Source organism: Kocuria sp. ChxB, assembly GCF_044359605.1.
GTDB classification, from domain to species: domain Bacteria; phylum Actinomycetota; class Actinomycetes; order Actinomycetales; family Micrococcaceae; genus Kocuria; species Kocuria rhizophila.
The window spans coordinates 130893-144624 of the sequence record NZ_CP121123.1 but is presented as its reverse complement, the minus strand read 5'-3'; the positions used below and the strand labels follow the sequence as shown (position 1 = coordinate 144624).

The window sequence follows — 13732 nt, the reverse complement described above, 5'->3', positions numbered from 1 at the left end:
GACGGCGCGGAGCCGGTTCCGCCGCCGTCGCACCACCGTACGAGGAACTTCTCATCAACAGACACGCCGACGATCCCACTCCCGCCCGTGAGCCCGGTCCCGCCGAGATCGTGGTCCCGGGATTCGAGCACCTCGCCGTCCCCGCGACCGTGCACCTCAACGGCCCCGCGGAGGGTCTGCCCCGCGTGGTGGACACCGCGCGGGGTCTGACGCGCGCCGCCGAGCAGCTCGCCGAGGCCACGGGACCCGTGGCCGTGGACACCGAGCGCGCCTCCGGCTTCCGCTACGGCCAGCGCGCGTTCCTCGTGCAGCTGCGCCGCGAAGGGGCGGGCACCATCCTGATCGACCCCGAGGCCGTGGGTTCCCTCGCGCAGGTGGACGAAGCGCTGCGCGGCGTCGAGTGGGTGCTGCACGCGGCCACCCAGGACATGCCGTGCCTCGCGGAGCTGGACATGCGACCGGACCGGCTCTTCGACACCGAGCTGGGCGGACGGCTGCTGGGGCTGCGGAAGGTGGGGCTCGCCTCGATGACCGAGGAGCTGCTGGGCTTCACGCTCTCCAAGGAGCACTCGGCCGTGGACTGGTCCCAGCGTCCCCTGCCGGTGGACTGGCTCAACTACGCCGCCCTGGACGTGGAGGTGCTCGTCCAGCTGCGCTGGGCCACCGAGGACCGGCTGGCCGAGGCGGGGAAGCTGGACTGGGCGCTCGAGGAGTTCGAGCACGTGCGCACCACACCCCCGCCCCCTCCGCGGCAGGACCCCTGGCGGCGCACCCACGGGCTGGGCAACGTGCGCGGGCGGCGCAAGCTCACCGCCGTGCGCAACCTCTGGCAGGCACGGGAGTCCCTCGCACAGCACAAGGACATCGCGCCCACCCGGCTGCTGCCGGACTCCGCGATCGTCGCCGCCGCCAACGCGATGCCGCGCACCGTCCCCCAGCTGATGTCCACCCCCGGTTTCCACGGCCGTCTGGCCTCCCGCGAGGCCACGCGCTGGCTCTCGGCCGTGCAGGAGGCGCGACTCACCGAGGAGCCCGTGCCCGCGACCGTGCCCTCCACCGCGCTGCCGCCCGTCAAGGGGTGGGAGACCAAGCGGCCCGAGGCCTCCGAGCGTCTGAAGGTGCTCAAGCCCGCGGTTGCCGAGCTCGCCGCGCAGCTCGACCTGCCCTCGGAGAACCTGCTCACCCCCGAGCACCTGCGGCGCTTCTGCTGGCAGCCGCCGCGCTCCACGTCCGACGACGCCGTGGCCGAGCGGCTGCGTGAGCTCGGCGCCCGCTCGTGGCAGGTGGAGCGCGTGGCTCCGGTCATCGGCGCCCACTGGCGGGACCTGCGCTCACGACGCCGCGCGGAGCGTGCCGATCCTCAGGGCGCCGAGCCCCAGGACTGAGCGCGTCGCCCCATCCCGGGCCGGACACGACGACGGCCGCGCACCTCGGTGCGCGGCCGTCGTCGCGGGGTGACGCCGAGGCGTCGCCCGTCCGTCAGGACGTCAGTTCTTCATGTCCTTGGCGTCCGGTGCGGGGTGCGCCGGCTCCATGTCCACGTCTTTCTCGGTAGTCGCGGGCTTCGGGAGCTTCGCGTTCGTGCCCTTGGAGGACGAGCTCTGGGCCTTCTCCTTGACGGAGGCGGCGCCGTCCTGGGCCTTGTCCTTGACGGCCGCGGCGCCCTCGGACGCCTTGGTGGTCACGGTCCCGGTGGCCTTCTGCGCGCCCTCGGCGATTTTCTCGCCCACCACGGGCACCTCGGACTTGACCCAGTCGGTGCCCTCGGACACCTTGGCCTGGACCTTGGGGTCGTTCCAGGTGTTGATGGCGCTCTCGCGCAGGGACTCGTAGCTCTTCCGCCCGGACGCGGATCCGACCACGAACCCGATCCCGAAACCGGCCACAAATGCAAGACGCTTGATCATCGTGTCTCCCTCTCGTTCCCGCGGACCGGATCGGACCGGACCGCTGCTGGTGATCATGGTACTGACAGAATCTGGTGGAATGCTCCGCCCACGCCGCACGGACCCCGGACACTGCGCCGTCCTAGGATGAGTGGCAACCGCTCAGAGAGGATGCTCCATGACACCGCAGTCCCCGCACCACGATTTCCCCACCGCCCACGGTGACCGCACGGACGACCGGCAGGGTGCCACCCGGGAGGCCTCGGGTGAGGTTCCCACGCGACGTCGCGCCGTGGGCATGGCGGGTGTGGCCGCCGCCGGTGCGCTGGCCCTGAGTGCGTGCGGCGGCCAGGACCAGGCCGAGTCCACTCCCTCACCCACCGGTCCGAGCTCCCCCACGGACGTGGGCGCCGCCTCCGAGATCCCCGTGGGCTCCGGGATGAAGGTGGACCAGGACGGCCTCCAGGCGGTGGTCGGCCATCCCCAGGAGGGCACCTTCACCGCATACTCCCCCGTGTGCCCCCACCAGGGCTGCATGGTCAACCCGGCCAAGAAGCAGTTCGTGTGCCCGTGCCACAGCTCGGTGTTCGACATGGCCACCGGTGACGTGACCGGCGGACCCGCCGAGTCCGGACTGAGCCCCTACCCCGTGAAGGTCGAGAACGGCCGCATCATCGTGGGCTGAGACCCGGGCCTCACTGCTCGTTGCCGGCTCCCCGCGCCGGGTGCCCGGCACCCGGGGTGCGGGACGCGGGCAGGGGCTGCGCGGCGTCGTCGTGGGCGGGGCGGGCGTACGGGACCTTGGTTCCCAGCACGGACGCCAGGGTGTCCTGCGCGATGCGCTGCGCGGTGAGGCCCGTGTGCCGCAGGATCTGGTCCCGGCTCGCGTGCTCCAGGAACTCCGTGGGAAGGCCCACCTCGTTCAGCGCGGTGTCCACGCCGTGCGCCCGCATCTGCTGGCGGATGAGAGAACCGATGCCCCCGGCGCGCACCCCGTCCTCGATGACCACCACGATCCGGTGGCGCGCAGCAGTCTCCACCACGGAGTCCGCCACGGGCAGCACCCATCGAGGATCGACCACGGTGGAGGACACGCCGTGGGCGGCGAGCCGCTCGGAGACGTCCAGCGCCATGACGCACATGGCACCCACACCCACGATCAGCACGTCGCGGTGCTCCTGCTCCGGACCGGTGCCCTCGCCGCTGCGGGCGAGCACGTCCACACCGTCCGCCAGGCGCTCCAGCGCGGGCAGGGGGGCGCCCACGGGGCCCTTGGGGTAGCGCACCACGGTGGGTGCGTCGGACACGGCCACCGCCTCGCGCAGCTCCTCGACCATCGTGGCCTCGTCACGCGGTGCCGCGAGGTGCAGCCCCGGCACGATCTGCAGCAGCGCAAGGTCCCACATGCCGTGGTGGCTGGGGCCGTCCGGGCCCGTGACGCCCGCGCGGTCCAGGACCACCGTGACACCCGCCCTGTGCAGGGCCACGTCCATGAGCAGCTGGTCGAAACCGCGGTTGAGGAACGTGGCGTAGAGCCCCACCACGGGGTGCAGGCCGCTGAAGGCCATGCCGGCGGCCATGGTCAGGGCGTGCTGCTCCGCGATCCCCACGTCCACCACGCGGTCCGGGTGCGCGAGCTGCATCTTCTGCAGCCCCATGGGGATCAGCATGGCGCCCGTGATCCCCACCACGTCCTCCCGGTCGTCGGCGATCGCCGCGATCTCGTCCCGGAACACGTGGGTCCACGTGCGGGCGGAGGCCGTGCCGGTGGGTTTGCCCGTCTCGGGGTCGATCACCGGAACGGAGTGGAACTGGTCGTTCTCGTCCAGCCGCGCCGGGAGGTAGCCGTGACCCTTCTCGGTGATGGCGTGCACGATCACCGGCCCGCCGAAGTTGCGGGCGTTGGTCAGAGCCTGCTCCATGGCCGCGAGGTCGTGGCCGTCCACCGGACCCACGTACTTCATCCCGAGGTCCTCGAAGATGCCCTGCTGGACCACCACGTCCTTGATGCCCTGCTTCATCCCGTGCAGGCCCCGGTAGACCGCCTGACCCAGCTGGCCCGAGCTCGTGAGCAGGTGCTTGGCCTTCTCGAGCGTCTGCTCGTAACGGCGGTCCGTGCGCACCGCGTCCACGCCCTGCTGCACGCTGGCCTGCAGGTCCTTGAGGTGGTTGGCGAACCCGCCCACCGTGGGGGCGTAGGAGCGGCCGTTGTCGTTGACCACGATCACGACCTTGCGGTCCCGGTCCGAGGCGATGTTGTTCACGGCCTCCCAGGCCATGCCCCCGGTGAGCGCGCCGTCCCCGATCACGGCCACCGTATGCCGGTCGTTCTGACCCGTGAGCGCGTAGCCCCGGGAGATCCCGTCCGCCCAGGACAGGGACGAGGACGCGTGGGAGGACTCCACGATGTCGTGCTCGGACTCCGCCCGGGAGGGGTACCCGGCCAGACCGCCCTCCTGCCGCAGCGTGCTGAAGTCCTGTCGCCCGGTGAGCAGCTTGTGCACGTAGGACTGGTGGCCGGTGTCGAAGACCACGGAGTCCGTGGGCGAGGAGAAGACGCGGTGCACCGCCATCGTGAGTTCCACAACGCCCAGGTTGGGCCCCAGGTGCCCCCCGGTGGCCGAGACGTTGCTGATCAGGAACGCGCGGATCTCCCCCGCCAGCTGCTCCATCTGCCCGGCGTCCAGCCGCTTCAGGTCCTCAGGTCCCGCGATGCTCTCCAGAAGGGTCATTGCCTGCTCTCCGTGGTGTCTCGGCGCCGGTGCCCCGCACCCGCCAGGCGGTGGCCCGGTGGGAGGTGTCGCGTTGGGGGCGCGGCGCCCGAATGCTCCGTCCGATCCTACTCGCACCCCGTGGCGCGCAGCGCACACGGCAACGGCCGGGACCCCCGGACAGGGGATCACCGGCCGTTGCTCGGGCGTGCCGTGCGGAACGCGCTACTTGGCGATCTGGCGCAGCACGTACTGCAGGATGCCGCCGTTGCGGTAGTAGTCGGCCTCACCCGGGGTGTCGATGCGCAGCACGGCGTCGAACTCCACGGTGGAGCCGTCCTCCTTGGCGGCGGTGACCTTCAGGGTCTTGGGAGTGGTGCCCTCGTTGAGAGCGGTCACCCCTTCGATCGAGAAGGTCTCGGTGCCGTCCAGGCCCAGGGAGTCTGCGGACTCTCCCTCGGGGAACTGCAGGGGCAGCACACCCATGCCGATCAGGTTGGAGCGGTGGATGCGCTCGTAGGACTGCGCGATCACCGCGCGCACACCCAGCAGGGACGTGCCCTTGGCCGCCCAGTCGCGCGAGGAACCGGAGCCGTACTCCTTGCCGCCCAGCACCACCAGGGGCACGCCGGCCTCCTGGTAGTTCATGGCGGCGTCGTACACCGCGGCCTGGGGGCCGCCGTCCTGGGTGAAGTCGCGGGTGAAGCCACCCTCGACCCCGTCCAGGAGCTGGTTCTTGATGCGGATGTTCGCGAACGTGCCGCGGATCATCACCTCGTGGTTGCCACGGCGGGAGCCGTAGGAGTTGAAGTCCTTGCGCGCCACACCGTGCTCGGTGAGGTACTTGCCCGCCGGGGTGTCCGACTTGAAGGAACCGGCCGGGGAGATGTGGTCCGTGGTGACCGAGTCGCCCAGCTTGAGCAGCACGCGGGCGCCCTCGATGTCCTCCACCGGGGTGGTCTCCATGGACATGCCCTCGAAGTACGGTGGCTTGCGCACGTAGGTGGACTCGGGGTCCCACTCGAACACGTCACCCGTGGGGGTGTCGAGGTTCTGCCAGCGCTGGTCGCCGTCGAAGATCGTGCCGTACTCGCGGTCGAACATCTCCGTGTCGATCGACGCGTCGATGATCTTCTGCACCTCGGTGGGGTCCGGCCAGATGTCCTTGAGGAACACGTCCTTGCCGTCCGAGTCCTGGCCCAGGGGCTCCGTCTCGAAGTCGAAGTCCATGGTCCCGGCCAGGGCGTAGGCGATGACCAGCGGCGGGGACGCCAGGTAGTTCATCTTCACGTCCGGGTTGATGCGACCCTCGAAGTTGCGGTTGCCGGAGAGCACGGACGTGACCGAGAGGTCGTTGTCCTGGATGGCCTGGGAGATCTCGGACTCGAGCGGACCCGAGTTGCCGATGCACGTGGTGCAGCCGTAGCCCACGATGTAGAAGCCCAGCTCCTCCAGTGCGGGAACCAGACCGGACTTCTCGTAGTACTCGGTGACCACGCGGGAGCCGGGGGCGATCGAGGTCTTGACCCACGGCTTGGCCTTCAGACCCTTCTCCGTGGCGTTGCGCGCCAGCACGGCCGCCGCCATCATCACGGAGGGGTTGGAGGTGTTGGTGCACGAGGTGATCGAGGCGATGGACACCGCACCGTGGTCCAGCTCGAACTCGCGGCCGTCGGGCATGGTGACGGGCACGGTCTTCTCGGCACGATCACGCAGCTGGGCCGCGGAGGCCTCCCGCGGCTCGTGCTCCGGGTCCTGCTCCTCGGCGGCGTCGTGGGACGGGGCGTCCGAGGCCGGGAAGGACCCGACCACGTTGGCGTCCACCTCCACGTTCTCGTCCTGCGCCACGTAGTTCACGAGGTCCTCGCGGAACTGCTCCTTGGAGCGGGACAGCTCGATGCGGTCCTGGGGGCGCTTGGGTCCGGAGATGGAGGGGACCACCGTGGAGAGGTCCAGCTCCAGGTACTCGGAGTAGCTGACCTCCTTGGCGGGGTCGTGCCACATGCCCTGTTCCTTGGTGTATGCCTCGATCAGGGCGATCTGCTCCTCGGAGCGGCCCGTGAGCTTGAGGTAGTCCAGGGTCACCTGGTCGATCGGGAAGATCGCGGCGGTGGAGCCGAACTCCGGGGACATGTTGCCGATCGTGGCGCGGTTGGCCAGCGGCACGGCCGCCACGCCCTCGCCGTAGAACTCCACGAACTTGCCCACCACGCCGTGCTCGCGCAGCATCTCGGTGATCGTCAGCACCACGTCCGTGGCGGTGGCGCCCGCGGGGATCTCGCCCGTGAGCTTGAAGCCCACCACGCGCGGGATCAGCATGGAGATGGGCTGGCCCAGCATGGCCGCCTCGGCCTCGATGCCGCCCACGCCCCAGCCCAGCACGCCGATGCCGTTCTCCATGGTGGTGTGGGAGTCGGTGCCCACGCAGGTGTCCGGGTAGGCACGCACGGTGTCGTCCACCTCACGGGTCATGACCACGCGCGCCAGGTTCTCGATGTTGACCTGGTGCACGATGCCCATTCCGGGCGGGACGACCTTGAAGTCGTCGAACGCGGTCTGGCCCCAGCGCAGGAACTGGTAGCGCTCACCGTTGCGCTGGTACTCGATGTCCATGTTGCGCTCGATCGCGTCGGCGGAGCCGAACTCGTCGATCTGCACGGAGTGGTCGATGACCAGCTCGGCGGGTGCCAGCGGGTTCACGCGGGAAGGGTCTCCCCCGAGGTCCGCCACGGCCTCGCGCATGGTGGCGAGGTCCACGATGCAGGGCACGCCGGTGAAGTCCTGCATGATCACGCGGCCAGGGGTGAACTGGATCTCCGTGTCGGGCAGGGCACTGGGGTCCCAGGACCCCAGGGCCTCGATGTGCTTGCTCGTGACGTTGGCACCGTCCTCGGTGCGCAGCAGGTTCTCGAGCAGGACCTTCAGGCTGTAGGGGAGCTTCTCGGCTCCCGCCACGGCGTTCAGTCGGAAAATTTCGTAGTCGGTGCCCTTGACGTTGAGAACGCCCTTGGCTCCAAAGCTGTCCACAGTCATGGTGTGGAACTCCTCTCGCCACCGTCGGTTGCGTTCCACGCACCGGGGCACCGGAGTGTCCCGCGCACGGGGAACGGTCCCTGCCAGTGTATCCCGTGCCACGTCCCGCGCCCGTCATGACCACCCCGGGGAACCCGCCCGGGCGGTCCGGTCCACGTGGACCGGCTCAGGCGTCGCGGCGCAGCACGGCCACGGCCTCCACGTGGTGCGTGTTGGGGTACAGGTCCAGGGCCGTCACGTCCTCGACCTTCCACCCGCGCCTCCGGAGCCTGCCCAGGTCCCGCCCGAGGGCCGCCGGATCGCACGCCACGTACACGATGGTGCGGGGACCGGCCTGGTCCACGGCGGCGAGCACCTCCTTGGCGGCACCGGCGCGCGGCGGGTCCATGATGACCACGTCGGGCCGCGGCACCCGGGTCCCGGCGGACGACGCCGCTCGGTGGCCACGGCGTCGTCGGTCGCCCTGGCGGTGGCCCCCGCGTCCGGTCAGGACACGGGCCACGTCCCCGCGCACGCTGCGCACGTGCTCGGCGTGGGCGAGGTTGTGGGCGGCGTCGGCGGAGGTGACGGGCGAGCCCTCCACCGCGAACACCGCGCCGCTCTCCCCCACGGCGCGCGCCGCGACGGCCGTGAACAGCCCGGCGCCGCTGTAGAGGTCCCACACGGTGTCACCCGGCCGCAGGTCGGCCCCGGCCAGCACGGTCCCGGCGAGCGCGGCCGGGGCCTCGCGGTGGATCTGCCAGAAGCCCGTGGGGCTCACGCGCCACTGCAGCGGCTGCGGGGCTTCCCCGGAGGCGTCCGTGGACGCGGGCCACTCGAGGGTCTCGAGCACCTCGCCGGTTCCGGCCCAGGTGGCGACCCTGCGGTGGTCCGCCGAACGCGCCGTGACGGAGACGCCGTGGGCGGAGCCCCACTCGCCGAGCTGGGCCCGCAGCGCGTCCAGCTGCCGCTCGTGCGCGTCCGCCCGCAGGCTCACGTGCAGCAGCGGGGTCCGGCCGTTCGACGGGGCGGAGACGTCCAGGCGCTCGGCTCCCTCGACACGCAGGGCCCACGGGGCCAGGGCCTGGATCGGGGCGGAGGCCAGGGGCATGTCCTGGAGGGTCACCAGCTCGTTGGAGCGGTGCGGGTGCATGCCGGGGGTGCCGTCCGTGGCCACGTCCAGGTGCAGCCGGGTCCGCCACCCCGTGCCGTCGGGCGTCTCCCCGTTGGTGGGGTGCACCCGGCCCTGCCACTCGTGGCCGGCCAGGTGCGAGAGCTGCTCCGCGAGAACGCGCCGCTTGAGCTCGCGCTGGGTGGCGAGGTCGGCGTGGCCGAACTCCGCTCCCCCCACCGGCTTGCGCCCCTCGGCCGCGGCCAGCAGGGCGTCGGCCCGGGACCACACGTGGTGCTCGCGGCGTCCGGGCGCGGGGTCGACGACCTCGACCACGTCCCCGCGCCAGAAGGACGCGTCGGGCCGCCGGTCCGTGAGGGCCACCCGTGCCAGCTCCCCGGGCAGCCCGTGCCGCACGAACACCACCCTGCCCTCGGCAGTTCGGGCCACCACGTGGCCGCCGTGGGCCACCTCGCCCAGGCGCAGCTCGAGGGTGTGCGGGGTGTCGGTCATCGGCTGTTCTCCGTGAGTTGCAGTTCGCGCACCGATTCGAGGTGCCAGGGCACGGAGGCGATCATGACTCCGCGTTCGTAGTGCAGCCGGGTCCGCAGGGGGCGGATGGCCTGGTTGTGCAGGAAACGTTCCCAGCCGCGCCCCACCACGTACTCGGGGAGGTAGACGATCACGAGGTCCCGGGGGGACTTGCGCCGGATCCCGCGGATGTGGGCGATCACCGGGCCCACCGAGTCCCGGTAGGGCGAGGCGAGCACGGTGATGGGCACCGGGATCTCCAGCGACTGCCAGCTGCGCACGATGTCCTCCGTGCGCGTGCGGTCCGTGTCCACCACCACGGCCTCCAGGCTGGAGGGGCGGGACGCCCGCGCGTAGGTCAGTGCGCGCACCACGGGCTTGCGGACGGACGTGACCACGATGATCGAGTGCACACGGGAAGGCAGGGCGCGCACCATGGAGTCGGGGTGCACCTCCAGCTCCGCGTCCACGGCGCGGTAGTGGTGGGCGATGGCCCGCATGAAGAGGGTGGTCAGAGCGATGGCCACGATCGTGAGCCACGCCCCCTGCGCGAACTTGGTCACGAGGATCACCACGAACACGGCGGCGCAGGCCACCAGGGCGACCGCGGCCACCGTGAGGCGCACGGCGATCTGCCGGTTGGTGGCCCGGGAGGTCCGCGTGCGGCGGAGCCGGTTCCAGTGCCGCACCATCCCGGCCTGGGTGAGGGTGAAGGCGAAGAACGCGCCCACCACGTAGAGCTGGATCAGCGCGTTGACGTTCGCGCCGAACACCAGGGTGAACGCGGCCGCCACCACGGACAGCAGCACGATCCCGTTGGTGAAGGCGAAGCGGTCCCCCCGGCTCTGCAGCTGCCGGGGCAGCAGGGCCGCGGAGGCCAGCCGGGAGGCGAGCACAGGGAACCCCGAGTAGGCGGTGTTGGCCGCCATGAACAGCACGCCCACGGTCACGAGCGCGAGCACCACGACCCACACGGAGTCCGCGCCGGTGACCGCCTGGGCGATCTGGGCGAGCACGGGGACCTGGTAGAAGTCCGCGGCGGGAGCGTGCCCGTCGATCAGCAGCTGCCGGTCGGGGTCCATGACCACCACCACGCCCGTGCGCCGGGTCAGGTACAGGACCCCCAGCAGCAGCACGGCGGAGAGGGCACCGAGGACGGCGAGGGTCCGCGCGGCGTTGAGCGCCTTGGGCTTGCGGAAGTAGGGCACGGAGTGGGTGATCGTCTCCACCCCGGTCACGGCCACCGCGCCCGAGGAGAAGGCCCGCAGCACGAGCATGGCGCCCGCCAGACCCACCAGACCCGCGTCCATGCCCTCGGCGGGCAGCACCTCGTAGGCCGCCGACGGCGCAGGGTCCAGTGCCCCGGCCAGGTCCTGCACCACACCGACCACGATGAGCAGCAGCACCACGGCCACGAAAGCGTACGTGGGCACGGAGGACGCCCGGCCCATGAACTTCAGCCCGCGCAGGTTCAGCAGCCCCACCAGGGCGATCCCCACCACCGCGACCGCGGTGCGGTGCTCCACCAGCACGGGGAAGACCGCCGCGAGGTACTGCGCGGCGGCGGCCATGGACACCGCGACCACCAGCGTGTAGTCGACCATCAGGGCCGCACCCACGGCGGCCCCGGCGGGACGCCCCAGGTTCTTGGAGGCGATCTCGAAGTCCGCACCGCCCGAGGGGTAGGCCCGCACGTTCTGCCGGTAGGCGGTGATGACCACGGCGAGGACCACCAGCACCGCGAGCCCCACCCAGGGGGACACCACGATCGCGGAGGAGCCCGCGAGCGCGAGCGTCAGGACGATCTCGTCGGGCGCGTAGGCCACCGAGGAGAGGGCGTCGGACGCGAAGACGGGCAGGGCCGTGCCCTTGGAGAGCACCGTGCCCGCGGCGCGCTCGTTGTGGAGGGGCTTGCCCACGAGAGCGCGGCGGAGGAGCTGGGACGCATACACGTGGGAACACGCTAGTCGCTGAGCGGGTCCTTGTCCCGCGGTGGTGGCACCTATGCTGTGCCCCATGGCGCATTTCGTGATCATGGGCGTGGGCAGGGTGGGCATCAGCCTGGCGCACGCCCTCGAGGACTCCGGGCACACCGTGGCGGTGATCGACCAGGACGACCGCGCGTTCCGCAAGCTGCGTCCCGACTTCTCGGGCAAGAAGGTCACCGGCCACGGCTTCGACAGGGACGTGCTGCAGCGCGCGGGGATAGCGGACGCGTACGCGTTCGCGGCGGTCTCCAGCGGGGACAACTCCAACATCATCGCGGCCCGTGTGGCGCGCGAGACGTTCAAGGTCAAGCACGTGGTGGCCCGGATCTACGACCCCACCCGCGCCGAGTTCTACCAGCGCATGGGGATCCCCACCGTGGCCAGCGTGCGCTGGAGCGCGGACCAGGTGCTGCGCCGGATCCTGCCCGAGCACGCGATCACGGGCGACTTCCGGGAGGCCTCGGGGCGCCTGCAGCTCGGCGAGCTTCCCCTGGACGACTCCTGGTCCGGGCTGCACCTGGACCGGATCGAGGAGGCCGCCGGGGTGCGGATCGCCTTCGTGACCCGTTTCGGGGAGGGCATCCTCCCCGCCAGCGACACCAGCTACCAGCAAGGGGACATCGTGCACGCGATGATGCGCGTCGAGGACGTGGAGCGCGTTGCCCGCGTCCTCTCCCGTCCGCCGTCGGACGAGGTCATGGAGGCCGTGGCGCTCGCGGCCACCCCGGACGGGAAGGGGCGGCACTGATGCACGTGGTCATCGTGGGCGGGGGCTCCGTGGGTTCCTCGATCGCCCGGGAGCTGCTCTCGCACGGTCACGACGTCGTGGTGGTGGACGCCACCGCTGAGGTGATCGGGCGCTCCAACCTGCGCGGTGCGCAGTGGGTCGTGGGGGACGCGTGCGACCTCGACGTCCTGCAGCGTGCCCGGGCCGAGGAGGCGGACGTCATGGTGGCCGCCACGGGGGACGACAAGGCGAACCTCGTGGTGTCCCTGCTCGCCCGCAGCGAGTTCGGGGTGCCCCGCACCGTGGGCCGGGTGAACAACCCCAAGAACGAGTGGCTCTTCGACGACGCCTGGGGCGTGGACGTGGCCGTGTCCACCCCCCGCCTCATGACGGCCCTCGTGGAGGAGGCCGTGGAGATCGGGGACGTGGTGCGGCTGCTGAGCTTCCAGACCGGGGCCGCCACGCTGTCCGCCTACACGGTCCCCCGCGAGCACCCCGTGGTCGCGAGCACCGTGTCCCAGGTGCCGTGGCCCCCGGACGTGGCCCTCGTGGCCATCCTGCGCGACGGCGTGCCGATCGCCCCGTCCGGGGACGACCTGCTGGAGGGCGGGGACGAGCTCTTCTTCATCACCACCGCGGAGGGAGAGGAGCAGCTGCGGGCCATGTTCACCACGGCCCGGGACGTCAATCTGCAGGCTGCGCTGGACGAGGGCGGCTCGACAGCCATGCCAGCCACAGCGCGGCGGCGTACAGCGGGGTCCCCATCACCAGACGCGTGACACCGAGCGCGGTCACGTTCTCGGCGAAGTACAGCGGCAGCTGGACCACCAGACGGGCCGCGAACATGGCCATGAGCAGCCCGTTGGCCCGCTGGTAGACGGCCCGCCGCGCCGGATCGGACTGCCAGGCGGTGCCCTCGCCCCGCACGTAGCCGTACAGCACCCCGAGCAGGGGCCACTTCACCGCCGCCGACAGCGCGAGCCCCAGCAGCCACGCGGCGTTGATGAAGAATCCCGGGACGTAGTAGTCCAGTGCCTGGCCGCCCACCCGTGCGAACAGCGCGCACACACCCACGCCCACGAGGCCGGCGAGCGCCTGGGTGACCGTCTGGCGCTGCGCGAGCCGCGCGAGGGTGAACACGGCGGCGGTCGCGAGGGACGCGGTCAGGGCCACGGACAGCTCCCCCACGAGGATCACGCACGTGAGGTACACGAGCCCCGGCAGGATCGACTCGACGACGCCGCGCCAGCCGCCCATCGCCGAGAGCACGTCCAGCTGCCCGCTCTCGTCGCGGCGCAGGCCCGAGCGTTCGGCGAACTCCTGTGCGGCGCGGCGCATCGAGGCGTCGGGGTCCCCGGCGGCGTCGCCCCGAGTGGGCTCTGCGCCCGGCTCCCGCGTCACCGGGCGGCCCGCTTGGGCGTGACGATCTCGTAGCGAGGGTTGTACATGGTGGGAACCCCGTCCGGGAAGCACACGACCGCGAGGCAGCGCAGCCTGGTGCCGGCGGCAACTCCCGGAACGGTGCGCTGACCGTGCCACAGCAGCTCCACACCGCACGGCACGGCGCTGCCGGGACGCGGCACCTTCAGCAGGGCGCGGAAGTGCGGGGGCGCGGTGGCGGGCGCCACGGTGACCTCCACCACCACGCCCTCCACCACCGCCCGGCGCCGGCAGCGCTCCCCGGTGCCGGGCGTGAGCTCGTGCTCCCCGGCCTCGGGCTCGGAGCGCACGTCGATCGCGCCGGTGAGGGGGTTGTTGACGGGCAC

General features: G+C 71.5%; 11 protein-coding genes. 4 read left to right on the top strand and 7 right to left on the bottom strand.

All coding sequences use genetic code 11. The annotated features are described in order from the left end of the window. Positions 1-110: 110 nt before the first annotated feature. Positions 111-1385, top strand: coding sequence for an HRDC domain-containing protein (locus tag P8S73_RS00630; RefSeq protein ID WP_271073981.1), 1275 nt, complete (start codon positions 111-113; stop codon positions 1383-1385). 102 nt (positions 1386-1487) lie between these two features. On the opposite strand, the gene P8S73_RS00625 is transcribed toward P8S73_RS00630, so the two are convergent. After that, positions 1488-1907 carry a hypothetical protein gene (locus tag P8S73_RS00625; RefSeq protein ID WP_039102189.1) on the bottom strand — a complete coding sequence of 140 codons (420 nt, stop codon included), beginning with the start codon at positions 1905-1907 and terminating at the stop codon, positions 1488-1490. Between the two features lie 157 nt (positions 1908-2064). On the opposite strand from P8S73_RS00625, the gene P8S73_RS00620 reads away from it, so the two are divergent. Further along, entirely contained in the window at positions 2065-2571 is a 507-nt protein-coding gene (locus tag P8S73_RS00620) for a Rieske (2Fe-2S) protein (protein ID WP_052239381.1), read from the top strand. Positions 2572-2581: 10 nt separating this feature from the next. Here the strand turns inward: P8S73_RS00620 and dxs are convergent, their stop codons facing one another. The 4 genes from dxs to P8S73_RS00600 all read right to left on the bottom strand — a co-directional run bounded on the left by dxs (position 2582) and on the right by P8S73_RS00600 (position 11203). After that, positions 2582-4618 carry a 1-deoxy-D-xylulose-5-phosphate synthase gene (gene dxs / locus P8S73_RS00615; protein WP_039102190.1) on the bottom strand — a complete coding sequence of 679 codons (2037 nt, stop codon included), beginning with the start codon at positions 4616-4618 and terminating at the stop codon, positions 2582-2584. Between the two features lie 204 nt (positions 4619-4822). Continuing rightward, a complete protein-coding gene (acnA, locus tag P8S73_RS00610; RefSeq protein WP_396350434.1) occupies positions 4823-7630 on the bottom strand; it encodes an aconitate hydratase AcnA in 2808 nt (935 codons plus the stop codon). 166 nt (positions 7631-7796) lie between these two features. After that, positions 7797-9233 (bottom strand): class I SAM-dependent RNA methyltransferase, encoded by a 1437-nt coding sequence (locus P8S73_RS00605; protein ID WP_124109737.1) that lies wholly within the window; start codon positions 9231-9233, stop codon positions 7797-7799. Then, a complete protein-coding gene (locus P8S73_RS00600; RefSeq protein WP_019310672.1) occupies positions 9230-11203 on the bottom strand; it encodes an APC family permease in 1974 nt (657 codons plus the stop codon). Before P8S73_RS00600 ends, P8S73_RS00605 begins: the two co-directional genes overlap by 4 nt. Positions 11204-11267: 64 nt before the next feature. Between P8S73_RS00600 and P8S73_RS00595 the strand changes: the two genes are divergently transcribed. After that, positions 11268-11987, top strand: a complete 720-nt coding sequence (locus tag P8S73_RS00595; RefSeq protein WP_035885339.1) for a TrkA family potassium uptake protein — start codon at positions 11268-11270, stop codon at positions 11985-11987. Next, positions 11987-12745 carry a TrkA family potassium uptake protein gene (locus P8S73_RS00590; RefSeq protein ID WP_019310674.1) on the top strand — a complete coding sequence of 253 codons (759 nt, stop codon included), beginning with the start codon at positions 11987-11989 and terminating at the stop codon, positions 12743-12745. Before P8S73_RS00595 ends, P8S73_RS00590 begins: the two co-directional genes overlap by 1 nt. On the opposite strand, the gene P8S73_RS00585 is transcribed toward P8S73_RS00590, so the two are convergent. Further along, positions 12651-13367, bottom strand: a complete 717-nt coding sequence (locus P8S73_RS00585; RefSeq protein WP_081477468.1) for a DUF3159 domain-containing protein — start codon at positions 13365-13367, stop codon at positions 12651-12653. The genes P8S73_RS00590 and P8S73_RS00585 overlap by 95 nt on opposite strands. After that, positions 13364-13732 carry a hypothetical protein gene (locus tag P8S73_RS00580; protein WP_019310676.1) on the bottom strand — a complete coding sequence of 123 codons (369 nt, stop codon included), beginning with the start codon at positions 13730-13732 and terminating at the stop codon, positions 13364-13366. The genes P8S73_RS00585 and P8S73_RS00580 overlap by 4 nt, the downstream gene beginning before the upstream one ends.